The sequence below is a fragment of the Calyptranema fuscum S582 genome (genome assembly GCF_055793305.1).
In genome coordinates this window covers 44,424-68,673 of record NZ_JBSLYH010000043.1, presented here as the reverse complement: position 1 = coordinate 68,673, position 24,250 = coordinate 44,424, and the positions used below count along the sequence as shown (strand labels likewise).

Genomic DNA, 24,250 nt, shown 5'->3' with positions numbered 1-24,250 from the left:
TGGAGAGGTAAAGGAGTTGAGGGAGGTAGGGGAGATGGGGGAGATAGGGGAGATGGGGGAGATGGGCTTTGCTGGGAGCGGAGTCGAATGGGGGATGGGAATGGCTTCGGTCAACCGTCAATCATCCAACTTGCGTCTACGGAGATGCTAGTTGTTGATGAAACTAGTCCTAATGGCTTAAAACCGTTGGATTCTACCGGCTTGAATCTGCATCCTGCATCCTTCCCACCGTGTCCGTTGTGCGATCGCCCGTTGGATGAACATCACTGGAATTTGGTATTGGCAAAGCATCGGGTCGAACGTCAGGATGTGCTGGATCAACTCTGGGTGATTCGTGAGCAACTGACGACGTCAGATCGAGAAATTAAAGTTTTGCGGCAGGAATATCGCGATGTAGAAAAAGAATTGTCGCAATATGGCTCGGTTTTAGAGCGGCGGGGGCAGTTGCAAGCGCAGATTCAGGGGAGTGCTGAGGCTGAAACTCGGCTACAACAACTGATTCAAGAGCAGCAAGAGATTGAGCGATCGCTGCAAGCTCAGGACTACGCGCCCGATTTATTGGAGGAATTACGGCTACTGGACCAGCGGTTGAGTGAATTAAACTACGATGACAAAAATCATGCCCTGGCACGCGGCGAGGTCGATCGCTGGCGCTGGGCAGAAATCAAGCACGTCCAAATCAAACACGCTCAGCGGCAATTGGCACAGATTAGCGAACGGCGACCCCAATTAGACGCGGAACGGGCAACGTTAGCCGAGCAGCAGCAGGCTATCTATCACTCTCCCTTGCAGCAGCAACTGGACGACCTCGATCGCCAGATCGCTGAGATTGATTACAGCCTGGATCAGCACACGGCGGTTCGTACGGCACTGCGACAGGCACAACCCTGGCAGTTACGCTATCAAGAATTACTCCAGGCACAACAGCTCTATCCCCAGATCCAGCAACGGGTGCAGGAGTTAACGGACTTGTTAGCCGAGCGATCGCAGGCGTTGCAACAGGTGCAACAGCACATCGATACCTTGCAGCAAACTCTGACCCAAACCCCAGACTACACCGAGGTTTTGCACGATTTAGAACAGCAGATCCAGCAACGTCGTCTGCAACTGGATGAACAACTCGCGTGCCTGGGGCGATTGCAACAACAACAGCAACAATTTGATAGCCTACGCCAACAACACGTCGAACAAGAGCAACAGATTCAAGTCTCACAGCGGCAGTGCCGGGTTTACCAGGAATTGACTCAGGCATTTAGCAAAAATGGCATTCAGGCATTGATGATCGAAAATGTCTTGCCTCAACTCGAAGCCGAAGCTAACCAGATTTTAGGACGACTGAGCAATCACCAACTCCATCTCCAGTTTGTTACCCAGCGCGCCGGACGCAGCAAAAGCAGTCACAACCGCAATGCCAAACTGATTGACACATTGGATATTTTAATTAGCGATGCCCGTGGCACCCGTCCGTATGAAACCTACTCGGGTGGGGAAGCTTTTCGGGTGAATTTTGCCATCCGTCTTGCCCTATCGCGCCTACTGGCACAACGAGCGGGTACACCCCTGCAACTGTTAATTATCGATGAAGGATTTGGTACGCAGGATGTGGCTGGTTGCGATCGCCTGATCAGTGCCATTAATGCGATCGCCCCTGATTTTGCCTGTATTCTCACCGTGACCCATATGCCTCATCTCAAAGAAGCCTTTCAAGCCCGCATCGAAGTTGAAAAAACAGACCAGGGGTCAAAAATTACCCTATCTATCTAAAAACCAGGAGATTTTTTGTAAAAAGTGCGGCGTTGCCGCACTTTTTACAAAAAATCTCCTGGTTTTATCAATATTAATGCTACGCCCGTATAGACCTTACCCATACCCATGTTCTGATAAAAACGCGGCTGTCAATGACTCTGCCTGAATCCCCACATCAGCATCACCCGCTACCGCAGGGGAAAGCCCCAACCGCAGGAATTTTTCTACATACTTCCCCAAAACATCGCCTTCTAAATTGACCCAACTCCCCGGCTGGAGCGATCGCAAATTCGTTTCTGCGTAGGTCAGCGGAATCACGGCTACCTTAAACCAGTCTCCGGTTGCACTACACTCTGCCACCGTTAAACTAATGCCATTAATCGCAATGCTGCCTTTAGACACGATGTAGCGAGAAATCCGGCGATCGTCTACGACAAAACTCATGTCCCAAAAATCGTCTGTTTGCACGGCGGCTGCCAAATAGCCCATGCCATCCACATGACCTGTAACAAAATGCCCGCCCAGCTTACTTCCCACCCGCAGCGATGCCTCTAAATTGACCGCCGCACTGCCCGACAGTCGCCCCAGAGTGCTGCGGTACAGAGTTTCGGGCGAAGCAGCCGCAATAAACCCTGATGAAAGAATCTGAGTTACAGTCAGACAGACCCCATCAACGGCAATGCTGTCACCAATTTCAAGATCCTGCAACAATGGCAGGGCTGTTTCTGCCGGGCAAGAAATGCTGATTTCGCTATCGGCAACAAATTGAGCCGTTCCTATGGTTTGAATTAATCCTGTAAACACAGTTTTTTCCAGAAATTTGAACTATTTTGGTGAATGTTGGTTTGATTTAATTGAATTGCTTGGGTTAAATTTGGATTTTTATGGGCATAAACAGTAGATCTTTTAGGTAAAGTTTCAGATTCTGGGCGAGGGATTGGGGTCAAGATCAGGGCATACTGGAGTTCAATTCAACGTTCGGTTTCATAAACTGTACTGAACTAGCTACAACCCACTTTTCCCGTTAGATTCGGAGTATATAGCGTTCACCAATTGGTTGTGAACCAGGAGGGGTTGGGGGCGTGTCCTCAACCAGGGGGGTTCTCTCTGCACCACTCACCGTCTGCAAGCAGGAAAGCGATCGCTATACTGTTTCAGATATGACCAGGGGCAGATGCGCAATTTCTATCAGTTATGATTTTCTTCCTGTCCCCTTGCCCAAAGTCTATTTATGATAGCTATATAACGATCGCTTCTCTGACGTCCCCTGTTTCAGTAGTATTTATGTATCATCTTAATATCTCCTGAAAACGAGTGGATGTCTTTGTAAGGTGTCATGATCGTGGGTTGTGTTGAATATCTAGGCTGATGACCCAGTCCCCACCCCATCTGCGTGATTCCATCCGGTTAATGGATTCTAGAGGCTAAGTCAATGATTGAAATGAGAGTTGCTGGAATTGCCTTAGATGCTGCAACCCGGAGTCCCATCGTGCTTTTACGAGACGGCTCAGAGCGTCGCCAACTCCCTATTTATATCGGGCAAGACCAAGCAAGAGCGATTATTGCGGCATTAGAAAAACAAACCCCCCCCCGTCCTCTAACCCATGACCTGATGGTAAATCTGATGGAAGATTGGGGCATGGCGTTAGAACGAATTGTCATTCATTCCCTGCAAGATAATACGTTTTATGCAATTTTGACCGTACGGCAAGGGGAAACCAAAAAAGAAATTGATGCTCGTCCCAGTGATGCGATCGCGATCGCCTTGCGTACCAATAGCCCTATTTGGGTGATGGAAGAAGTCGTTGCCGATGCGTCCATTCCGGTTGACCGTGATGCAGACGAGGCAGAAAGGCAAGCGTTTCGAGACTTTCTATCGAATTTGCGTCCCGAAGACTTTAGCCAACGCGGGCAATCTAAAAGCAGCGAATCCTAAGGCAGACGATGAATGTGTTGCCACTCGGTGCGTCGCACCGAGTGGCAACACATTCATCGTTTAACCCCGCTCAGCGCTATAAACAATCTCTCAGAGTTTGTTCGACCGATCGCGGGGTCCAGCCCAGATCTCGGCGGGCTTTGCTGCCATCGACCCGAACACAGCGATCGTAAAGATAATGAACCCGTTCGCGGCTAATGGGCGGTTGCCAGTGGAGCAGCCGACCGATGGGGTCAAGCAGATTGCCGACGAGTCTGACCAGCGGTTCTGGGGCTTCTGCGGGGGCTGATATGCCCGTTTCCTGGCTGAGAAACTGAAACATCTCGCGGGTGGTTAAATCGCCTGTAGAGATAATGTAGTGTTCGCCAGAGGGTGCCTTTTCCATTGCCAAAATCATCGCACTCACGAGATCATCAACATGCACAATCCCGGTAACGCGATCGCCCCCTGCCCACACGTTTAACCGCCCTTTAAGAAAGCTTTGCAGCACCGGCCCAAAGTGGGGATCATCGGCTCCAAAAATTCCCGATGGCATCACACTGACTATCGATAAGCCATCTGCCACTGCCTGGTTAACTAACTGTTGCGCCTCGTACTTGGTGCTGTCGTAGGCAGACGAAAACCCCTGCTGCTGCCGCCGAAACGTTTCGTCGATCACTTGACCTTTGGTGTCGCCATACACACCAATCGTGCTGCAATACAGCATTTTTTGGATGCCGACTGCTTTTGCAGCGGTCAAAATGTTGCGGGTGCCTGCCACATTCACCTGTGCCATTTTCTCGGCATCCACTAAGCCCAATTCCACATAGGCAGCGATATGGAAGACCCAATCGACCCCCTCCATTGCCGTCTTGACGGCATCGGCATCGGTGATATCGCCATACACGTACTGCACATCTAACCCCGCTAACCGTGAGCGATCGCTAGACTGACGCACCAGAGCCACAACGGAGTCGCCTCGCTGCAACAACGCCTTCACCAGATGTGACCCTGTAAACCCGTTTGCTCCCGTAACCAGTGCTTTCATGACCACCACAACTGCTCTCAGTTCACCCATTGTAGGGTGGACGTTGTGAGAATTGTTATAGTCGGCTAAGGGTCACACGTTCATGAAACCTGAGATGTTTGGTTTTGGAAACGCGGCGACGCCGCGTTTCCAAAACCAAACATCGGGTTGATGACATCTACCAGCCCCAGGGGCACTCCCATCACTTTTTTACTTCTTACTTTTATGTCGCTGACGTTCACCAATAAAGTTCACGAACTAACCTATCGCAAAGTATGGGACTATTTAGCCTCATCCAATTTGTTTAAAGAGACCATGCAGGTTGTCGAAACCGCCCCTCAGTTTTTGATCTGGTATGGCTCGATTCAAGTAGAAATTGCGGTTTTAGACTGGGAAGTTCATCCCTGGGAAACCTCTGAATTGTCTATCGTCAGAGCATCCAGCTATTTGACGGAAGGCAGTCGGGTGGATACGGACTTAATGCGCTTTTTATTAACTGAAAATCAAAAAATGTTGTTCGGTGCGTTTCAACTGGATGCGGACGATCGCATTGTCTTTGCAGAGAGCGTGTTGGGTGGCGACAATATGGATTTAATGGAGTTGCAAACCTGCATTTTATCGGTCGTTACCATTGCCGATACTTATGATGATTGGATTATCAATCAGTTTGGCGGTCAGCGAGTAGGCGATCGCCCCAATCCCTCTTAGGATGACAAATTAATTAAAACCCGGATGTTTATTTTTGGAAGCGCGGCTCCGCCGCGCTTCCAAAAATAAATCTTCGGTTTTATTAAATCCACGATCTTTAGCGGCATACCTTTGAAGGATGAAATTGACTGTGAACCCGCTGGGTTCACAGTCAATTTCATCCCATTATTCAGCCGTACCCGACGTGTTAGGGAATAGGAACCGATCGCAACAGGCGATCGATAATTGTTTTACTCCGTTGACCCCCAGTCGGGATCAGACGATGCGCCAACACATAGGGTGCCAACCGTTTAACATCATCGGGAATGGCATAATCTCTGCCTTCTAAAAACGCCATCGCCTGAACCGCCCGATGCAGCGAAACCGTGCCTCTGGGGCTGACGCCTAAAATAACCTCTTCATCCTGACGAGTTGCCCGCACCAAATCGAGAATATAGTGTTGCAGGTGCGTTTCCACCGTGACCTGGGCACAGAGGCGGCGCAGTTCCTGGATATCGCCGAGGGATAGGCAGGGTTGCAGGTCTTCGATGCGGTTGCCACTGCCCAAACGTTGCAACATCAGCATTTCTTCCGATTCAGACGGATACCCCAAACTAAACGACAGAGCAAACCGATCCATTTGGGCTTCTGGCAACGGAAAGGTGCCCTGATATTCCACAGGGTTTTGGGTCGCGATCACAAAAAAGGGATTGGGCACCGCCCGCGAAACGCCATCTACCGTCACCTGCTGTTCTTCCATCACTTCTAGCAAGGCAGACTGGGTGCGAGGGGTGGCGCGATTGATCTCGTCTGCCAACAGCACATTGGCAAAAATTGGACCGGGTAAAAATTCAAACTCACCCGTGCGAGGATTCCAAATATTGGTGCCTGTGACATCTGTGGGCAATAAGTCGGGCGTACATTGGATACGCAAAAACTTGCCATCAATCGAGCGGGCTAACGATTTGGCTAACAGGGTTTTGCCCACACCGGGGACATCTTCGAGTAAGGCATGACCTCCAGAAAACAGAGCAACCAAAACCAACCGAATCGCTTCACTTTTGCCAACAATTGTACGTCCTAGATTTTGGACGAGTTGCTCGATGTTTTGTCTCATGCTGAATTTGAGTATGAATTGGGCGATCTCGTATCCAATTTAACGGCAAGTTCCGTGCCCCCACTGACCATCATAGCTAACAGAAACCTGGGTGCCAGCTTGAACATAGTGGGTTGAGAGATCGAGAACCGTGACCGTCGCGCCATCGACTGTTCCTCGAAACCGATCTCGTCCGGTTCGATCTTGTCCGTTATAAGCCAGTCTAGCCTCGGCAATGAGTTCGTTAGACTGTTTACGGTGAAATTCGACATGCTTGAAGCCATTCTCTGGGCTGTAAGCCACACTAAAATTGAGGGTGGGGGTGGGATCGGTAGTCTGCAACGCTCCTGTGCAGGTCAGGTCTGCACTTAACCAATCAGAGCCTGCTGCCGCATTTCTCAGGGACGTTTCTCGGGCAACAATTTGACCATTGCGCACGATAATCAGTTCGAAATCAGAGGTGGCTCCGTAGAGGTTGCGATAATCGGCAGTAGTGAATTGGGTCGTGCCAGTGCGGGCAGTAAAGACGCCCAACCGGACTTGTTGAGCAGATACTTGCACGAAGTCGTTGAGATCTGATTTGGCTTGACCGAGATAATAAAAGCGATCGTTTTGTTGACAAACACTGACGTAGTAAGTTTTGGTTTCAAACGAATAAAATTCTCGATAATCTTCTCCCATCTGGTTGCAGGCTTGCCACGCGACAATTGGGTCGATCGGCTTGGGGGGCAAGGCTTTGGGAAGTTCTACGCGATACAGCGATCGCTCTTCGCGCATGAGATGCTGATTCAGCAAAACCTGTAACCAGATAAAGCCATCGGCATCAGCCGCAATTCGGTAAGATGTGTTGCGATGATTGACTTGATACCCCCGATCCGTAGCGGCAGAAGCAGGCAGTTGGACAAAATCATCGGGGTTGGTTTTAGATTCAGCCTTGTAAATCAGGCGATCGCCACGACGGCACAGATTGACATAAAAATGTTGGGTCTCAAAGGCATAGAGGATGCGATAGTTTGAGCCGATCTGGCGGCAGGTTGCCCACTCGGCAACGGGACGTGGGCTGGGGGGAGGGGAGGGAGAAACCACTGGACTGCTCGATGGACTATCCGATGGACTATCTGATGGACTGCCTGATGGACTGCCCGATGGACTTGAAATGCTGTCCGCAGGGCTGGGCTGTGTCGCCCTCACCGACCCAGTGGCGGTCGGTGATCCAGGGGATGCAGCTGTGGGACGGGATGGGGCATCGGGCGTGATGGCAGGGCGAGAAGCCGCCGTCAGAGGGGCTGGGGATAAAGGGTTAGATAATCGGGCAGTGGAAGGGGGAGAGACACGTTTAGTGAAATAGGTCGTGCTCAAGCCAAGGATGGCAACTGTTAAGACAGCTGCCGCCAGGGTGTTGTAGGTGGTTGGAGATTTCACGATACGCTCTCTGTTGGATCAGCAAAATCAACCTGGGGTTTATAGCGCTTCGCGCTCGGCTGGAACCAGATTATGGGTTGAACGCCATGCGAAGCATGGCGTTCAACCCATAATCTGTACTTCACTGGATTGAACGTCGCTACAGTACAAATCTAAACGACGCTGTTTGAGATAATCGTATGCCAGACGCTCTTGTGCGATCGCTGTTAAATCAATTTCTGCCATCAACAGCACGGCTTCGGCTTCGCCAGCACGGGCACAATCTTTGCCATCGGGGCTAACCACACAACTCAAGCCACAATACCTCAAATCAGCTTCCATGCCGACCCGATTGGCATATGCCACAAACACTTGATTTTCTAAGGCACGAGCAGGCACCAGCAGCCTGGGAATCAGTTCATAAGGATACGCCAGGGCAGTCGGTATGGCAATCAGCTCGGCACCTTGAGCTGCCAGCGTTCGTACGGCTTCAGGAAACTCGACATCAAAGCAAATCAGCACACCGACCTGAATACCGGCGATCGCCCGAAGTATCCATTGATTGCCGGGACGAAATAAGCGCTGTTCTTCGCTGCCAAATAAATGAATTTTGCGATAATTGCCCGCCCAATTGCCCTGAGCATCGATCAACGCGGCGGAATTATAGAGATGGTCGCCCTCTCGCTCGGCATAGCCAAATAACAAAGCAATCTGGTAATGCTGAGCAATGTGGGCTGCCATTTGCATCGGAGCATCTTGCTGGACCATGGCTAACTGACGGGTTGCATCACCAATGTTGTAGCCTGTTAAAAACAACTCTGGCAAAATCAAAAAATCTGCCCCAGCTTGGGTTGCCTGCTCAGCGGCACTTGCCATCAAATCAAGGTTAGCTGCGATATCTAAGGATTTGCCAGCCGTTTGATAAATTGCCAGTTTCATGGGAATTTTCGACAAAGTAAATCTTTACTCTCTATTCACCGAGGGGCACACCCGTTAGAATACATTACTGATTTTGCAAATTTTTTGCAGATAACCACAGTGCGGTTATCTGCAAAAAATAGATCAGCTGTTCAATTCATATGTTTAGGATCGTGGATTTAATCAAACCCATTTTTTCGAGAGCGACGGCGGAGCCGTCGCTCTCGAAAAAACAGGGCAATTAGCTTGTGATCCTGATCATTACTACTGAGTTAGTTTTAGCCCTGCGCTTATTTATCAGGTTATGCGATCGCACTCTACTCATCTATCTCATGAAAAATATGCCAAACCCAAACGGGCTAAACGAACTAAAAAGCGCTTTATTATTTGTCAGTTGTTTTTTCTCTTAGCCGTAGGGGCGATCGCCTATCACCAAATTCGTGGCTACCTGCACCACCCTGACGCAATTTTTGTTTTGGGAGGGGCGATCGAACGCGAACAATTTGCTGCCGAATTTGCTCAACTCCATCCCGACCTACCCATCTGGATCTCGTCAGGCAGTAACCCAGAATATACAGAATGGGTGTTTCAAGAAGCCGGGATCGATCCCGATCGCATTCATCTGGACTATCAAGCCATTGATACCGTCACAAACTTCACCACTCTGGTCGATGAATTTCAAGAACGCCAGATTGATAGCGTCTATCTCATCACCTCCGATTACCACATGCCTCGTGCCAAAGTTATCGGCAGTATTGTCTTTTGGAGTCGTGGCATTGACTACAGAGCAGTCGCCATCCCGAGCGATCGCCCCCCAGAAGACGTCGAAAAAGTTATCCGCGACGGAGCCCGATCCATCCTCTGGGTCTTCACCGGACACACCGGGTCAACCCTAAGAGAACGATTTGGGAGATAGGTGTTAGTTGTTAGCTGTTAGCTATTAGCTGTTAGCTATTAGCGGTTGGGTTTGAATACGTGATGGCTATTAGCTGTCGGCTGTTAGCTGTTAGCTGTCGGCTATTAGCTAATAGCTATCGGCTATTGGCTGTTGGGTTTGAATATGTGAAAGTTAATAGTGGTTACAAATTTGATAGTGCTTTAACCGATCCACTACTCTATCCCTTTATCCTTCTACCCCTCTATCCCTTTACCTCTCCATCCCTTCACCCCTCCATCCCTTCACCTCTCCATCCCTTTGTCCCGCCATCTCGCCCCCTCTCCCCCAACTCCTAAACTCATGCAAACAGCCCTCATCCACATCCAACCTGTCACCACCCCAGCCGAACAAGATCAGTTTCTCGATCTGCCCAATCGCGTTTACCGTAATGATCCCAACTGGGTCCCGCCAATTCGTAGCAGCATTGCCAAACAATTTACTTCGACCAATACATTTTTCCAATATGGTCGGCTACAACAATTCATTGCGCTTGGAGAAAAAGGCGATACCGTCGGTCGTATCGTCGCTGCTATCAACGATCGCCTGATTGAACGAGAAGGCGAAAAAATTGGCTTATTTGGTTATTTTGAATGCATTGAAGACTTTACCGTTGCCCAAGCACTGTTGCATGCGGCCTGCCAATGGCTCAAAGACCAAGGCATGACCAGAGTTCGAGGACCCATTGATCTTTCGACTCACAACGGTTGCCTGTTTTTAGTGGATGGGTTCGACTCACCGCCGATGATGATGATGCCCTACAACCCACCCTATTACCCTAAATTTGTCGAGCAAGATGGTTGGGTAAAAGCCAAAGATGCTTATGCCTATGACTTTCGTCTGGATGTCACTCTGCCAGAAGAATTTAAAAAAGGGTATGACATTGCCGTGCGATCGGGCATTCAATTTCGCCCCATCCATACCAAAGGGGAAGGCTTTGAGAAAGATTGCATGAGTCTCTATAACCTCTTCACCACCGCCTTTTCCAATAACTGGAGTTCGACTCCACGCACCCAAGAAGAATTTTTAGAAGAAGCCAAGGAATTGCAAACCCTGGTCGATCCGGATGTGTTCCCGATCGCCGAATATAACGGTGAAATGGTCGGCTTTTGGATGGGGTTACCGGACTACAATATTGCCCTCAGACACGTCAACGGCAAGCTCAACTTCATCGGCATCCTCAAATTTCTCTGGTTCCGTCGCCAGATCGATCAGGGACGGGTGATTGCGATCTGTTCTCTTCCCGAATATCGTCGCAAGATGGTGCCCCTGGGTCTAATCTATCTAGGCATGATGGGTGGCATCAAAAAAGGTAAACCTTACAAACGGGCGGAACTGTCGTGGGTCTATGAAGACAACATGCCATCCCGCAAACTGATCGAAGCCTCCGGCGGCAAGATCTATAAAACCTATCGCATTTATGAAAAGTCGCTGGTGTAGAGGCATGGCATCGGCTGATCGTGCTCAGAACCTTTGTGGGAGAGATAATTTTGGACAGGTTCCAACCTGACATGGCTAAGCACAGAGGCAGTAGTGGGCATACTATATTGGAAATATCCTTTGACAGCACTTTATTTTGTAGTGAACCCTGCTTACGGTTTGAGAGCGGCGTGACGCGAAACTCTCAAACCGTAAGGTAGTAATGGTTTGGGGTATGAATGTGCAGGTGAAGCCTACACATTCATACCCCAAACCAGTAACATCCAAAAATAACGTATGGCTAATATAGAGGGCTAGAGGGCTTTATCCCCGTATGGGAGACGAAGTCACACACATGTCCTGTTTCCAGATCTACCGTGGTACTAAAATTTTGCACCATGGGTGTGGGGGCAGTGCTTGCACGCAAGAGTGGAACCTCTGCACCCCGCTACAAAACTTGATTGAGTCTACTAGGCTTTATGGGTAAACCCGTCATTATATGTGTCGATGATGAGCCGACCGTTCTAGAGAGTCTCAAGATAGAGCTAAAGCGTGTATTGGGTGACTCGTGTTTGATTGAGACGGCTGAAGGTGGAAGCGAGGCACTAGAACTGATTGCAGACTTGCAGGAGGACGACTATGAAGTTGCCTTAGTTCTGGTGGACTACATCATGCCCGATATTAAGGGGGATGAGTTATTACGAGAAATTCATACGCGATCGCCTCATACCCTTAATATTATGATTAGCGGGCAAGCTGACCTGGAAGCTGTCAGCAATGCCATTCGAGAAGCCAAACTATTTCGATATATCGCTAAACCCTGGAAGTCTGACGACCTACAATCCAGTGTGGTTGAAGCGGTTCAAAGTTTTCTGCAAGACCGCAAGCTAGAGGCACAAACACATCGGCTACAAGAGCTTTATCAGCAAGTGCAAGCGTTTAATCTGGTGCTAGAGCAGCAGGTAGATGAACGAACGGCTCAACTCAATCGGTTGCTTGAGTTTGAAGCCATGCTCAATCGTATGACCGACAAAGTACGAGAAAGTTTAGATGAACGTCAGATTCTCCAAACGGCTGTGCAAGAGCTAGTTACAGAGCTGAAATTGAGTTGTTGTACAGCATCTTTGTATGACCTCGATCAGGGCACGACTGAAATTCGTTATGAATCTGTTGCGTCCGATGCGGAATCGTTTAGAGGCGTGATTACCCATCTAGAAGATAGCCCCCATCTTTACGCCCACATCTTGCAGGGACAGCAGATGCAGGGCTGCATCATTCCTCTGGCAACAGAGCCGCACTGTGAGTTAAAAACACAATCAACGGTGCTTATTTGTCCGTTGCGTGATCAGCACAGTGTGATTGGGGATCTGTGGTTATTTAAGCCCCAGTTAGAGATATTTGATCAGATCGAAATTCGGATTGTGCAACAAGTGGCAGATCAATGTGCGATCGCCCTACGTCAATCACGGCTTTACCAACTGTCGCAAGCACAAGTCAAAGAGCTAGAGCGACTCAGCCAGATCAAAGACGACTTCCTCAGCAGCATTTCCCATGAGTTGCGATCGCCCCTCACCACGATTCAGATGGCAATTCACCTGTTAGATGCCATGTTGACCTCTGCCGGGATGGGAAAAACTGTGCAAGATCAGGCAGCTCGATATCTACAAATTCTGCGGGATGAATGCCAGCGAGAGACCCATCTGATTAATGAGTTGCTGGATATGGCACGGCTAGAAGCGGGTGCGGCTCCGCTGAATGTCACCACCATCAGCCTGTCTCTCTGGCTGCCGATCATCGCTGAGCCATTTATAGAACGGACTCGCAACCAGCAGCAACAATTAGTCTTAGATATTGCATCCGAGATTCCTGACCTGAAAACCGATCCATCCTATTTAGAACGGGCGTTGAGCGAGCTACTCCACAACGCCTGCAAATATACTCCGGTTGGCAAAATGATTGTGTTAACGGTTCGTGCCAGTGGGGCAACCGTTCAGCTCACCATCAAAAACTCTGGGGTTGAGATTCCGGCAAGCGAATACGACCTGATTTTTGATAAGTTTTATCGCATTGCTAATAGCGATCGCCGACATCAGGGTGGCACTGGGTTGGGGCTGGCACTGGTTAAAAAGCAGATCGAGCGCCTTCACGGCAGTATCGCCGTCACCAGTGGCAATGATTGGACAATATTTACGATTCAACTTCCCAATCTTACGGTATGAAGCGGATTCAACCACTGAGCAGGCTCAAGGTCAGACGGGGCAACCGACTGAGATTACCGTTGCAAACGATTTTGATTGCGGCATTTGTCATTCCCATGGTTGGAGCCGTGGGGTTAACGGGTTATTTTTCGTTTAAGAATGGGCAGCAGGCGGTTGAAGATTTAGCGCAGCAATTGATGGCAGAAGTCAGCGATCGCGTTCAGCTGCACCTGTATCACTATTTAAGTCATGCTCAGATCATTAACCAACTCAATGCGAACGCCATTCAAACCGGACAACTGAATACTCAAGATCCGAATGACTTGATCCAATATTTTTGGCAGCAGCGATTTTTGTTTGATAGTGTCTGTGGAACTGCGATGTATTTTGGCAATCCTCAGGGAGAATTTATTGGACTGGGGCGGCACCGACCGAGCAACACCTGGCGGGTCGGGCGATCGGGTCAAAGCACTGGGGGTAGATATTATAGCTATGCCACCGATACTCAGGGTCATACCACCCAGATCTTGGAACAGGGTAATTTCTTTGATCCGAGAGTTCGTCCCTGGTATCAGGCAGCTATCCGATCGGGTCATTCAACCTGGAGCGAGGTTTATCCCGACATCAGTCAACAAGATTTGAAAATTGCGCTCAGTCAACCTATCTATGACACCGCTGGGCAATTGCAAGGGGTGGTTGGGGTAGACTGCCTGTTCTCAGCCATCGGAGACTTGCTCAAAGCGACCCAGGTGGGGCAATCGGGCATTATTTTCATTACAGAACGATCGGGTGACTTAATTGCCAGTTCTACTCACCCGCTTCCCTTAAATCAACAACACTTACGCATTAATGCCCGTGATCTGGATGATTCTTTGATTCAGCAATCAACCCAAGTCTTGCAAGCCGAAACTGGAACGCTGGCGAGAAGCGATCGCGCTCAGCCGTTGATGTTTTATCACCAGGGTGAGCCATACTTTTTGCGGGCAACTCCCTTCACAAAAGAAATGGGACTGGATTGGTTGATTGTGGTAGTGGTGCCTGAATCTGATTTTATGGCACGCATTGATGCCAACACCCATATCACACTGGGGTTATGTTTGGCGGCATTGGGTCTGGCGATCGCCATTAGCGTGATCACCGCTCGGCGGGTAACACGACCAATCATGAGAATGAGTGCTGCCAGCCATGGCATTGTTAATGGTGAATTACAACAACCGATTGCAGATTCTACCATTCAAGAAGTCAAAACCCTGGCGGATGCTTTTAATGGCATGAGTCAGCAAGTCCGTTTATCTCGTCAACAATTGCAAGACTATGCGCGATCGCTAGAAGACAAGGTTTTAGAACGCACGCAAGCACTGGAGCAAGAGATCTTAAAACACCAGCAAACCGAAACGGCATTGCAACAGGGAAAAGAAGCATTGCGACTGATTGTCGAAGGCACCGCATCCCAAACCGGCACCGAGTTTTTTCGGGCCTGTGTCCGTTACTTAGCCAAAGTATTGCAGGTGAAGTATGCCATCGTCTCTGAATTTGCCAATGGCGAAAAAACACAGGTGCGCTCATTAGCCTATTGGACAGGCACCGATTGGAGTCAGCCGATCGCCTATGACATTGCCAATACACCCTGTGAAACAGTGCTGGCAGGTCAAATTTGCTATTACCCAACAGATGTCCAAACGAGATTTTCAGGCGATCGCGAGCTGATTGAACTGGGCGTCGTCAGCTATTTGGGGATGCCGCTGGTTAACTCTGCGGGGCGGATATTGGGTCATTTGGCAGTGTTGGATGTCAAACCGATGGGCACAGACCCCGATCGAGAACTGATTCTGCAAATCTTTGCGACCCGTGCCGGGGCAGAGCTAGAACGCAACCACATCGAAGATGACATTCGGCGACGTGCCCAGCAAGATACCCTGTTGAGTGATATTTCGCGGGCGTTTGTCAATCAAGACATGGAATCTGCGATCGCCTATACGCTTTGTAAACTGGCAGAATTAACCGGCAGCGACCACAGCTATATCCATAAATACGATCGGGAGTTGCACGAGTGGAGCACCACCCACGAATGGCACACGCAGGGGATTCAGCCGCTCAAGCCTTCATTTCAAAGGGTTCCCATTCACCAGTTTGCCTGGGCATGGACTCGGGTGCTCAACGGGCAAGTTGTCGCCATCACGTCCATTGATGACCTGCCGCCAACTGCCGATCAAGAGCGAGCCGCATTAGAGCGGTTAGGCATTCAAGCCTTTTTGCTCATCCCTATTATTTACAATCAGAATGTCTATGGAGTAATTGGCTTCAATCAAGTATTTGACCCGCACCCCTGGAATCCAGACCATACCCAGCTGATTCAAGTGGTGGGCGAACTGATCACAATCGCCCGCATTCGTGAACAAAGCGAATTAGCATTGCAAGAGCAAGAAGCCATGCTACGTTCGATTGGCGACAACTTAAGCAACGGCGCAATTTATCAACAAATCCGCCAACCAGATGGACGCGATCGCCTCACCTATATCAGCGCTGGAATTGAGCAAATTGCTGAAGTGAAGCCTGCTGCTATCTTAGACGATATCACCGTGTTATATAGTCAGATTGTTGCGGCAGATTTGCCCCAGGTGATGGCAGCGATGGAGCGATCGAGTCATGATTTGTCGGTGTTCAATCAGCAATTTCGCCAGCGAACTCCCAGTGGCAAACTCAAGTGGATGCATTGCCGTTCTACCCCTCACCGTTTAGCCAATGGAGACATCTTGTGGTCAGGCATTGTTCTCGATATTACTGATTTGAAGTATGCCGAAACGGCTCTGCGCCAAAGCGAAGAAAGGTTTCGCAGTATCGTCGAAAATGTCAATGATGTCATTTATATCCTCAATCCAGATGGCACGTTTGCTTACTTTTCTCCCAGTTTGACGGCTGCACTCCAGTATGATCCGCTTGAATTTGTCGGGCATCATTTTGCCCCCATGATTCATCCAGACTACCTTCAGCTATGTATGGATGCTGTGCAGCAATTAGTGGAAACCGGGCAAACCATTTGGGGTCTGGAGTATTTGATCAAACCTAAATATGGAGATTGGCTTTGGTATATTTCTAACATTTCTGCTGTGTATGATGATGCCGGTAATGTGCTGTACTGTGTTGGGGTTGCCCGTGACGTGACACAACGCAAGCGCATCGAAGAAGAATTGCGGCTGGCAAAGGAAGCAGCGGATGCTGCCAACCAGGCTAAAAGTGAATTTTTGGCAAACATGAGTCATGAGTTGCGATCGCCCCTGAATGCGATTCTTGGATTTTCACAACTCTTAAATCGCAGTACCACCCTGAATGCCGATCAACGAGAAAATGTAGACACCATCATTCGCAGTGGCGAGCATTTATTAACCCTGATTAATAGCGTCCTCGACCTCTCTAAAATTGAAGCCGGACGCACGACGCTGAATGAAACTAATTTTGATTTATATCAATTGCTGAATGATGTAGAAGCCATGTTTCAGATAAGAGCACAAGAAAAACAGCTTCAGTTGATCTGCGATCGCGATGCCCAGTTACCCCAATATATTTGCACCGACCTGATTAAACTGCGTCAGGTATTGATCAACCTGCTGAGCAATGCCGTTAAATTTACCCCATCTGGACAGATCACCTTGCGTGTGAAAGTAGGAGAACGCCCCTCCAACCCATCCCTTCATCCCACTACCCCTTCATCCCTTCATCCCTCCCCCTCTCCATCCCTTCATCCCTCCCCCCCTTCATCCCTTCACCCCACCCCCTCTCCATCCATCCATCCCCCCTGTGTCCTTCACTTTGAGATAGAAGATACGGGAGTTGGCATTGCTCCAGAAGATGTGGAAAGTTTGTTTGAAGCGTTTGCCCAAACCCAATCAGGAAAAGTTCAAGAGGGCACGGGGCTAGGCTTAGCAATCAGCCGCAAATTTGTTGAGCTGATGGGAGGGATGCTTTCACTCAGCAGCCGATTAGAGAAAGGCACTGTTTTTCACTTTGATATCGTGGCGACCCTGGCAGATGCTGGGGATCTGTCTCAACGCTTGCAGCCTCCGTCCCCGCAAGTGGTGGGATTAGAACCCAATCAATCTCATTACCGCATTCTCGTGGTGGATGATAAAGTAGCAAATCGTCAATTACTGATCAAACTTCTGGCTCCTCTGGGGTTTGAGCTACGAGAAGCCAGTGATGGTAAAGAGGCGATCGCTATTTGGAGTGAATGGCAACCACACCTGATTTGGATGGATATGCGAATGCCGGTAATGGATGGCTATGAAGCCACCAAGCAAATCAAATCAACGACCCAGGGACAAGCCACTGCCGTGATTGCGCTAACTGCCAGCGCCTTAGAAGAACAGAAAGCAATTGTTTTGTCCGCCGGATGCGATGACTTTATTCGCAAGCCATTTCGAGAAACTGACATTTTCGCCGCGATGCAAAAACATATTGGAGTGCGCTATATTTACGCGGAACCATTGATACCAGAGAGTCGGCGATCGCAGTCTCAAGCATCATTCTCCCGCCAGCACTTATCAGAGCAACTGCGATCGCTGCCAGCATCCCTGCTTACCGCACTGACACAAGCCCTCTACAACGTTGACCTGGAGACGCTGACGAGCCTGATTGCTCAGATCGATGAAATGAATCCGGCGATCGCAACAGTACTACACCAGCAAATTAGTAACTTTGAATATGAGCGAATTTTGGCGGCCATGCAAGCGATCGAACCACCGACTCCAGCGATTGAACCGCCCACTACAGGGGAATTATCACTATGATTGCCACTGAGATCGATCGAACCGCTTTCAGCATTTTGGTGGTGGATGATACGCCCGATAATTTACGCCTATTGGTCGATCTATTATCTGAACAAGGCTACAAAATCCGTCCAGTAACCAATGGCAAAATGGCACTTTCTGCCGCTCAAGGGATGCCGCCTGATCTAATTTTGCTAGACATTAATATGCCTGAAATGGATGGCTATCAGGTCTGCGAACAACTGAAAGCCGACTCACGCACTTGCCACATTCCCGTCATCTTCTTAAGCGCTTTGAATGATGTGTTTGATAAAGTCAAAGCCTTTGCCATTGGCGGAGTTGATTACATCACCAAACCGTTCCAGATTGAGGAAGTATTGGCTCGCATGGATGCTCATTTAGCTATTCGCTCCTTACAAAACCATCTGCAACAAAAGAATCAAGATCTAGAGCACACCTTGCAAGACTTGCAAACCACTCAAACACAATTACTGGAGTCTGCAAAGCTGGCAGCTCTGGGGCAATTGGTAGCAAATGTTGCCCATGAAATGAATACACCGTTAGGCGCGATTCGCTCGTCTGCTCATACAATTACCAACTTCTTCAATCAGCATTTAGAATCGTTGCCTCAGTTTCTTCAGACCCTCTCCAGCGAACGACAACAAGACTTTTTCAGATTACTAAATCATTCGGCGCAATCCCATGACATGCTGCGATCGCTCTCCAGTAAAGAAAAACGTCAGCACAAACGTAGTTTAATTCAACAGCTTGAAGCCTATGAGATCGCAAACGCTGATACGATCGCCGATACGTTGATTGACATTGGCGTATTAGATCAGCTTTCGACTCTGTTGCCGTTGCTGCAAGACGCCAATAGTTCCACCATTTTGAGTATGGCGTATGAATTGGTCAGCATCCGCAGAAGTGCCCAAACAATTGAGACAGCGAGCGATCGCGCTACAAAGGTAGTGTTGGCATTAAAAAGCTATGCCCATCAAGACTCTACCGGCATCACCGTGCAGACCCATGTGATTGAGGGAATCGAAACAGCGTTGACGCTCTATCACAATCAACTCAAACAGGGTGTTGAAGTGATTCGACACTATGCGGACTTACCGCCCATTCTCTGTTTTCCAGATGACCTCAATCAAGTCTGGACTAATTTGATTCAAAATGCATTGCAAGCGATGAATTATAAAGGGACACTTACCATTGATGCCGTTCAACTCGACAATCAGATCCAAATTAGTATCACCGACACTGGCAGTGGTATTCCCTCAGAGCTGCAATCAAAAATTTTTGCCCCCTTCTTTACCACCAAAGCAATGGGAGAAGGCAGCGGCTTAGGATTGAGCATTGCCAAGCGGAATGTAGAAAAACAGGGGGGTGCGATCGCTGTAGACAGCATCCCTGGCAAAACCACCTTTACAGTCTCTTTGCCACTCTCTGGGATAGAGGTAACATAAAGTCAAACATTCTTTCTAGCTTCTCATGATTTTTCAATCATGAAATGGCTGGATTCTCAATAAAATTTCAGACGATGTGTACGATCGCGGCACCCTCGAAATCCGTATGCCTCTCGATTCCTACAAAACTTACAACAAACTCCTCGGTTATCTGATTGAAGCCACAACCGAAGAACTCGATCTGGAAATGCGCAGCTTAGGCTCCCGCACCTGCGATCGCGAAGACCTGGAAAGGGGATTGGAACCAGAGCAATGCTATTACATTCAGAACGAGCATTAGTACGAGATATCGAGCAAATTGATTTAGCGCATTTCCTACACCCCAATCTAGCGGTTGAAGTGGACATCACCGGAAGTCCCTTCGATCGTTTTCAATTTACACCGATTTGGGAGTTACAGAAATCAGGTACTATGACGGGCAATCGCTCTTTGGGCAAAAAGGGAGCATAAAACGGATAGAGCGTATGATGTTGAATCAACTCTTCAACCGTAACGGGTGAGATGAATCCTAGATTTGCAACCAGGGGCTTTAAGTTGCAGGGAAGGTCAGCCGTGGCGATCGCACAGTTGGACTGAAACAACTCTTGCAGTGTGAGTTTGAGACTGAGATTACCACTACGAATGAGACTGGCGATCGCCTTTGCTGAGAATGACCAGAGCTTTATCAATCTCTTTGGTTTTGATGCCGCGCAGAGCAATTAACAAGGATTTGAGCAGAGCAACTTCATCATCGGAAAGGGTAATCACGTATAAAACTCCGCAGGAATATTGCCCAGACACCTTGGTATCCGAGTGTTTTTGATTTGAGATTAATCATACATTAATTGCGGCGTTACGCAAATACGCATAAAAGCGTAAATCAAAAACGGCGCTAAGCCTGTGAGATGATTGAGCCTCTGAGTTAGGTAGCTAGAGGCTTAACAGTGGCTAAGAAAAAGGAATTTCGGGGGTATATCACACAGGATTTAGATAGGCTAGTTCGTGCCTTAGCTGCGCTCAAAAATGGCGATCGCGATTGGTCAATTTCTGACGTTTTACAAGATGCTTTAGAGAATTGGGTGAATCTGCCCGAAAATCAAGAACTAATCAGAAAACATAATTTGAATCAACTAGACTAAAACTGAAATTTCTACTTGTTTGAAGTGTGAGTAGTTGAACAGAGAATTCATATGATCTGATTGCGATCGCCATTCCTGCTTTAGAATAAAGTACTTTGAAGCATTGATTCATGAAAGAGATGCGATCGCATCCAACCCACAACTTTGGAGTGATTTAGACATAACACAATTAGCCTTAATACTTGACTAATCGGAGTTGCTGCGGGGAAACAACTTCAACGCCCAAAGTCTGCATAAATGCCCCCTCTTCGTTGGGTTGTGCAGGGATGAAGCACCCCTGTGAATCTATTTTCATCCAGCCATCAAAGAGTTCCACCATATAAGCTTCGCCCTGGTTAAATACCTCGACAATTGCTCCTGGTGTGCCAGCTTCTGCTATGCCCCCGTCGGTCAGGGGGATGGATTCGTTGAGTTTTACAGAATCGAGCAGTTGGAACTGATTCATAGCTACGTCTTGGGTCTTGCTGGATAAGCGGTTACAAATCTAGCGATGTCTTCATCCAACAGGACGATCCAACAAGTTTCAATGGATCGAATGATGCCAGATGTTGAAGTAATTGAAATCGTTGCTTGGTATCTTTCGCCGTAGGAGTTTTGCCCTTTAGCTTCGAGGAGATCGACAGATAGTTCTCTTAAAATCACTTCACGGATGGCTTCAGCAGATCGAAAACCCATGATGGTGTACCAAAACTTGCGTTTATCACCTCCGTCTCCTGCTTCAGTCGTGTAGTTGAGTAGGTATTCCGCTTTAGCGAGTGAAAACTCTAAACGCTTAGGTTGACGCATAGTGTAGGAATAAAGCACACCATGACTTATTCAACCGTAACACTTTTAGCCAAATTCCTGGGCTGATCGACGTCTAGACCGCGTCGTGCGGCGATGTGATAGGCAAGGAATTGCAACGGAATCACGGTTAGCAGTGGCGACAGCAATTCATCGACGGAGGGGACGGGTAAGATGTCGTCAAAAATTTCGGCAGCGTGGGGGTCGGTGGTGGGGGTGACGCCGATCAGTCGAGCATCGCGGGCTTTGGCTTCTTGAGCATTAGATAGCACTTTTTCGTAAACCTGACCCGGCATGGCGATCGCCACGACGGGTACTTTGGCATCGAGCAAGGCAATCGGTCCATGTTTCATCTCTCCGGCTGGATAGCCTTCGGCATGGATGTAGCTAATTTCTTTGAGTTTGAGTGCTCCTTCCAAGGCGATCGGGAAGTTGATGCCTCGACCGACGAAAATAAAGTCTTGGGTTTCGGCAAATTCATGTGCCAGTTCTTCAATTCGTTGTTCTTGACCTTCGAGTAAGATTTCCATCGCCGAGGGTACTTGGCGTAGCTGGGTGACGATCGCCACAATGCGCTCATAGGGTAGGGTGCCTCGTCGATAGGCAAGATCCAGTGCCAGACAGTAGAAGGCGACGAGTTGGGCGGTAAAGGTTTTGGTGGCGGCAACACCAATTTCAATCCCGGCATGGGTATCAATCACCTGATTGACCATGCGTGCCAGGGTGCTTTGCATCCGGTTGGTAATGCCCAGCAGACGCGGACGGTAGGTGAGATCGGCTTTGTCTTCGCGCCGTTGCTTTTCCATGTTGAGTGCCGAAATCGTATCGGCAGTTTCGCCCGACTGGGTGACGCCAATGATCAGAGTTTGGGACGTCAGGGGCGGTGGGGCATAGCGAAACTCGGAGGCATATTGCACCTGGGTTGGAATTTCGGCAAGTTGCTCTAGCAAGTATTTACCGACGAGGCTGGCGTGCCAGCTGGTACCACAGGCAACAATCTGGATTTGCTCTAAGTCGGTGTAAAATTCTTCGGGCAGGTTGAGGTGAATGGGGTTGCTATCCTGATCGCCTGTCCAGTTGCTATCCACATAAGCTTCCAGGCAAGCGCGGACGACGCCAGGTTGCTCATAGATTTCCTTCAGCATGAAGTGGCGGAAGCCATGCTTTTCGGTGGCAACGGAGGTGCCGCTGAGCAGATGGGGATGTTTGCGCAGGCGATCGCCTTCAAAGTTATAGACTTCGACACCCAGGGGATTGAGCACTGCCATTTCGCCCGTTTCCAGGGTAACGACGGCTTGGGTATGGGGCAAAATCGCCGGAATATCGGAGGCACAGAAAAATTCACCTTGCCCAAAGCCGATGACTAAGGGAGCAGCATTTTGCCGTGCGATCACAATTTCGTCGGGATAGTCTGTACAGATCAGGGCGATCGCAAATGACCCTTCTAATTGCTTTACGGCTCGGCGTACGGCTTCAATAAAGGGGGATACATGCTGATGCAATTCGTTCTGGCTGCGCATCTGATCCAGACAGACTGCCACGAGGTTGGGGATAACTTCGGTATCGGTTTCGGTGACAAACTCATACCCCTTTTGTTTCAGGGCTTCTCGCAGTTCTCGATAATTTTCAATAATGCCGTTTTGCACGACCGCGACGCGACGCGCCCGATCTAAATGGGGATGGGCATTGTGTTCTTCAGGCTTACCATGGGTTGCCCAGCGGGTATGTCCAATGCCAATCTGACCTGGCATCTCTTGCCCTGCCATCTTGGTTTGCAAGTTATGCAGTTTGCCTTTGGCTCGAATGCACTGGATTTTGTCGTCCCAGATGGTGGCAATTCCGGCAGAATCATAACCCCGGTATTCCAGCTTGCGCAATCCTTCTAATAAAATGCCACTGGCTGTTTTTGTACCGATATAGCCGACAATTCCACACATGCCACACGCTCCTGAAAGCGGATCGAACAGACTCACATCATTGTAAGGGTTTGTTACAAAAATGGCGTTAAGACTTATGCAACAAACGGTATTGCAAACTTTAGGGGTGTTCACACCCCTAAAGTTTGCAGCATGGGGGATGGGGACTGCGCCCCTACGCAGGGGTTCCACCCCTGCACCCCTGAGATGCGGAGGGAGTGCCGCGCAAAGCGCGGCACTCCCTCTCGATCAAATCAGCCACACCTACAACAAAAAACAGGGGAGAAAGGTTTCTCCCCCGCCGCAATATCCAGGTATGTCAAATTGACAGGATAAGGCTCTAGTAAGCCAAACCCATGCTTCGAGTCGTTTCCGCACCCAGGTAGACCCGAATGCTAAGAAAGTCAGTTGGGCAAGCCGTTTCGCAACGCTTGCAACCAACACAATCCTCAGTACGAGGAGAGGAAGCAATTTGCCCAGCTTTACAACCATCCCAAGGAACCATCTCGAGGACATCGAGAGGGCAGGCACGAACACACTGGGTGCATCCGATGCAGGTGTCGTAGATTTTGACTGAATGGGACATTGATATAAGTGCTCCGAACTACTGTGATTTAATATACTTGCTGACGGTCGCTGCTTAAGAGCTAAAACCCTACAGCAGTACGAATCATGACGTTTTCGAATCGACCACTAGTTTACAGCAGTGCTTTTACCCGATTCTGCAAAAGGCATAAAAACTTTAAAGAACGTAATACAGTGAACCTGGATCAGCACGGGATCTATCCTTCAGGATCGGCAATTAAATCGGGGTACGGGCACAGGGGTCGGCAGATCACGCTGAGGCGATCGCCATGACGTTT

22 protein-coding genes are annotated in these 24,250 nt (G+C 49.0%); 11 read left to right on the top strand and 11 right to left on the bottom strand.

Translation table 11 applies throughout. From position 1 onward, the window contains the following. Positions 1-1,764: SbcC/MukB-like Walker B domain-containing protein (locus ACR6Z4_RS24230; RefSeq protein WP_479719908.1), on the top strand; the 1,764-nt coding region annotated here is incomplete at its 5' end. 96 nt (positions 1,765-1,860) lie between these two features. On the opposite strand, the gene ACR6Z4_RS24225 is transcribed toward ACR6Z4_RS24230, so the two are convergent. Beyond that, a complete protein-coding gene (locus tag ACR6Z4_RS24225; protein ID WP_479719907.1) occupies positions 1,861-2,550 on the bottom strand; it encodes a riboflavin synthase in 690 nt (229 codons plus the stop codon). 628 nt (positions 2,551-3,178) lie between these two features. Here ACR6Z4_RS24225 and ACR6Z4_RS24220 point away from each other — a divergent pair. After that, positions 3,179-3,682, top strand: a complete 504-nt coding sequence (locus tag ACR6Z4_RS24220) for a bifunctional nuclease family protein (protein ID WP_479719906.1) — start codon at positions 3,179-3,181, stop codon at positions 3,680-3,682. A 76-nt stretch (positions 3,683-3,758) separates the two neighbouring features. Here ACR6Z4_RS24220 and ACR6Z4_RS24215 read toward each other — a convergent pair whose 3' ends face one another. After that, on the bottom strand, positions 3,759-4,709 hold the full coding sequence (locus ACR6Z4_RS24215; RefSeq protein ID WP_479719905.1) for an NAD-dependent epimerase/dehydratase family protein: 951 nt from the start codon (positions 4,707-4,709) through the stop codon (positions 3,759-3,761). 204 nt (positions 4,710-4,913) lie between these two features. Between ACR6Z4_RS24215 and ACR6Z4_RS24210 the strand changes: the two genes are divergently transcribed. Then, the gene (locus tag ACR6Z4_RS24210; RefSeq protein WP_479719904.1) at positions 4,914-5,396 is read left to right on the top strand and encodes a T3SS (YopN, CesT) and YbjN peptide-binding chaperone 1; all 483 of its coding nucleotides are present in this window, start codon (positions 4,914-4,916) and stop codon (positions 5,394-5,396) included. A gap of 187 nt (positions 5,397-5,583) precedes the next feature. Here the strand turns inward: ACR6Z4_RS24210 and ACR6Z4_RS24205 are convergent, their stop codons facing one another. The 3 genes from ACR6Z4_RS24205 to ACR6Z4_RS24195 all read right to left on the bottom strand — a co-directional run bounded on the left by ACR6Z4_RS24205 (position 5,584) and on the right by ACR6Z4_RS24195 (position 8,811). Next, on the bottom strand, positions 5,584-6,492 hold the full coding sequence (locus ACR6Z4_RS24205; protein ID WP_479719903.1) for an AAA family ATPase: 909 nt from the start codon (positions 6,490-6,492) through the stop codon (positions 5,584-5,586). Between the two features lie 39 nt (positions 6,493-6,531). Further along, positions 6,532-7,893, bottom strand: a complete 1,362-nt coding sequence (locus ACR6Z4_RS24200) for a hypothetical protein (RefSeq protein WP_479719902.1) — start codon at positions 7,891-7,893, stop codon at positions 6,532-6,534. 102 nt (positions 7,894-7,995) lie between these two features. Then, positions 7,996-8,811 (bottom strand): carbon-nitrogen hydrolase family protein, encoded by an 816-nt coding sequence (locus ACR6Z4_RS24195; protein WP_479719901.1) that lies wholly within the window; start codon positions 8,809-8,811, stop codon positions 7,996-7,998. Positions 8,812-9,094: 283 nt separating this feature from the next. Between ACR6Z4_RS24195 and ACR6Z4_RS24190 the strand changes: the two genes are divergently transcribed. From ACR6Z4_RS24190 to ACR6Z4_RS24160, 7 genes are all read left to right on the top strand, one after another. Further along, positions 9,095-9,706, top strand: a complete 612-nt coding sequence (locus ACR6Z4_RS24190; protein ID WP_479719900.1) for a YdcF family protein — start codon at positions 9,095-9,097, stop codon at positions 9,704-9,706. Between the two features lie 62 nt (positions 9,707-9,768). Continuing rightward, on the top strand, positions 9,769-10,023 hold the full coding sequence (locus tag ACR6Z4_RS24185; RefSeq protein ID WP_479719899.1) for a hypothetical protein: 255 nt from the start codon (positions 9,769-9,771) through the stop codon (positions 10,021-10,023). A 4-nt stretch (positions 10,024-10,027) separates the two neighbouring features. Next, positions 10,028-11,164, top strand: a complete 1,137-nt coding sequence (locus tag ACR6Z4_RS24180; RefSeq protein ID WP_479719898.1) for a hypothetical protein — start codon at positions 10,028-10,030, stop codon at positions 11,162-11,164. 458 nt (positions 11,165-11,622) lie between these two features. Continuing rightward, positions 11,623-13,362: a hybrid sensor histidine kinase/response regulator gene (locus ACR6Z4_RS24175; protein WP_479719897.1), complete on the top strand. Its 1,740-nt coding sequence runs from the start codon at positions 11,623-11,625 to the stop codon at positions 13,360-13,362. Continuing rightward, on the top strand, positions 13,359-18,125 hold the full coding sequence (locus ACR6Z4_RS24170; RefSeq protein WP_479719896.1) for a PAS domain S-box protein: 4,767 nt from the start codon (positions 13,359-13,361) through the stop codon (positions 18,123-18,125). The genes ACR6Z4_RS24175 and ACR6Z4_RS24170 overlap by 4 nt, the downstream gene beginning before the upstream one ends. Continuing rightward, positions 18,122-19,570, top strand: a complete 1,449-nt coding sequence (locus ACR6Z4_RS24165; RefSeq protein WP_479719895.1) for a hybrid sensor histidine kinase/response regulator — start codon at positions 18,122-18,124, stop codon at positions 19,568-19,570. The genes ACR6Z4_RS24170 and ACR6Z4_RS24165 overlap by 4 nt, the downstream gene beginning before the upstream one ends. Positions 19,571-19,676: 106 nt before the next feature. Beyond that, positions 19,677-19,850, top strand: a complete 174-nt coding sequence (locus tag ACR6Z4_RS24160) for a hypothetical protein (protein ID WP_479719894.1) — start codon at positions 19,677-19,679, stop codon at positions 19,848-19,850. A gap of 91 nt (positions 19,851-19,941) precedes the next feature. On the opposite strand, the gene ACR6Z4_RS24155 is transcribed toward ACR6Z4_RS24160, so the two are convergent. Together ACR6Z4_RS24155 and ACR6Z4_RS24150 are read right to left on the bottom strand one after the other, a co-directional pair. Next, positions 19,942-20,238, bottom strand: coding sequence for a hypothetical protein (locus ACR6Z4_RS24155; protein ID WP_479719893.1), 297 nt, complete (start codon positions 20,236-20,238; stop codon positions 19,942-19,944). Beyond that, positions 20,186-20,317 carry a hypothetical protein gene (locus ACR6Z4_RS24150; protein WP_479719892.1) on the bottom strand — a complete coding sequence of 44 codons (132 nt, stop codon included), beginning with the start codon at positions 20,315-20,317 and terminating at the stop codon, positions 20,186-20,188. The genes ACR6Z4_RS24155 and ACR6Z4_RS24150 overlap by 53 nt, the downstream gene beginning before the upstream one ends. A 176-nt stretch (positions 20,318-20,493) precedes the next feature. Between ACR6Z4_RS24150 and ACR6Z4_RS24145 the strand changes: the two genes are divergently transcribed. Then, positions 20,494-20,688, top strand: coding sequence for a hypothetical protein (locus tag ACR6Z4_RS24145; RefSeq protein ID WP_479719891.1), 195 nt, complete (start codon positions 20,494-20,496; stop codon positions 20,686-20,688). 175 nt (positions 20,689-20,863) lie between these two features. On the opposite strand, the gene ACR6Z4_RS24140 is transcribed toward ACR6Z4_RS24145, so the two are convergent. The 4 genes from ACR6Z4_RS24140 to psaC all read right to left on the bottom strand — a co-directional run bounded on the left by ACR6Z4_RS24140 (position 20,864) and on the right by psaC (position 23,973). Continuing rightward, complete coding sequence (locus tag ACR6Z4_RS24140; RefSeq protein ID WP_479719890.1) at positions 20,864-21,133, bottom strand: DUF4926 domain-containing protein; 270 nt, start codon at positions 21,131-21,133, stop codon at positions 20,864-20,866. 2 nt (positions 21,134-21,135) lie between these two features. Beyond that, positions 21,136-21,474, bottom strand: a complete 339-nt coding sequence (locus ACR6Z4_RS24135; RefSeq protein WP_479719889.1) for a DUF6883 domain-containing protein — start codon at positions 21,472-21,474, stop codon at positions 21,136-21,138. A gap of 26 nt (positions 21,475-21,500) precedes the next feature. Beyond that, positions 21,501-23,408 carry a glutamine--fructose-6-phosphate transaminase (isomerizing) gene (gene glmS / locus ACR6Z4_RS24130; RefSeq protein ID WP_479719909.1) on the bottom strand — a complete coding sequence of 636 codons (1,908 nt, stop codon included), beginning with the start codon at positions 23,406-23,408 and terminating at the stop codon, positions 21,501-21,503. 319 nt (positions 23,409-23,727) lie between these two features. Further along, positions 23,728-23,973: a photosystem I iron-sulfur center protein PsaC gene (psaC, locus tag ACR6Z4_RS24125; protein ID WP_012307203.1), complete on the bottom strand. Its 246-nt coding sequence runs from the start codon at positions 23,971-23,973 to the stop codon at positions 23,728-23,730. Positions 23,974-24,250: the final 277 nt, after the last annotated feature.

Excerpts from the sequence above, each read along its gene's own strand:
- ACR6Z4_RS24205 (WP_479719903.1), bottom strand. The coding sequence starts at position 6,492 with ATGAGACAAAACATCGAGCAACTCGTCCAAAATCTAGGACGTACAATT.
- ACR6Z4_RS24170 (WP_479719896.1), top strand. The coding sequence starts at position 13,359 with ATGAAGCGGATTCAACCACTGAGCAGGCTCAAGGTCAGACGGGGCAAC.
- ACR6Z4_RS24165 (WP_479719895.1), top strand. The coding sequence starts at position 18,122 with ATGATTGCCACTGAGATCGATCGAACCGCTTTCAGCATTTTGGTGGTG.
- ACR6Z4_RS24175 (WP_479719897.1), top strand. The coding sequence starts at position 11,623 with ATGGGTAAACCCGTCATTATATGTGTCGATGATGAGCCGACCGTTCTA.
- ACR6Z4_RS24160 (WP_479719894.1), top strand. The coding sequence starts at position 19,677 with ATGCCTCTCGATTCCTACAAAACTTACAACAAACTCCTCGGTTATCTG.
- glmS (WP_479719909.1), bottom strand. The coding sequence starts at position 23,408 with ATGTGTGGAATTGTCGGCTATATCGGTACAAAAACAGCCAGTGGCATT.
- psaC (WP_012307203.1), bottom strand. The coding sequence starts at position 23,973 with ATGTCCCATTCAGTCAAAATCTACGACACCTGCATCGGATGCACCCAG.
- ACR6Z4_RS24220 (WP_479719906.1), top strand. The coding sequence starts at position 3,179 with ATGATTGAAATGAGAGTTGCTGGAATTGCCTTAGATGCTGCAACCCGG.
- ACR6Z4_RS24195 (WP_479719901.1), bottom strand. The coding sequence starts at position 8,811 with ATGAAACTGGCAATTTATCAAACGGCTGGCAAATCCTTAGATATCGCA.
- ACR6Z4_RS24185 (WP_479719899.1), top strand. The coding sequence starts at position 9,769 with ATGGCTATTAGCTGTCGGCTGTTAGCTGTTAGCTGTCGGCTATTAGCT.
- ACR6Z4_RS24210 (WP_479719904.1), top strand. The coding sequence starts at position 4,914 with ATGTCGCTGACGTTCACCAATAAAGTTCACGAACTAACCTATCGCAAA.
- ACR6Z4_RS24190 (WP_479719900.1), top strand. The coding sequence starts at position 9,095 with ATGCGATCGCACTCTACTCATCTATCTCATGAAAAATATGCCAAACCC.
- ACR6Z4_RS24215 (WP_479719905.1), bottom strand. The coding sequence starts at position 4,709 with ATGAAAGCACTGGTTACGGGAGCAAACGGGTTTACAGGGTCACATCTG.
- ACR6Z4_RS24140 (WP_479719890.1), bottom strand. The coding sequence starts at position 21,133 with ATGAATCAGTTCCAACTGCTCGATTCTGTAAAACTCAACGAATCCATC.
- ACR6Z4_RS24135 (WP_479719889.1), bottom strand. The coding sequence starts at position 21,474 with ATGCGTCAACCTAAGCGTTTAGAGTTTTCACTCGCTAAAGCGGAATAC.
- ACR6Z4_RS24180 (WP_479719898.1), top strand. The coding sequence starts at position 10,028 with ATGCAAACAGCCCTCATCCACATCCAACCTGTCACCACCCCAGCCGAA.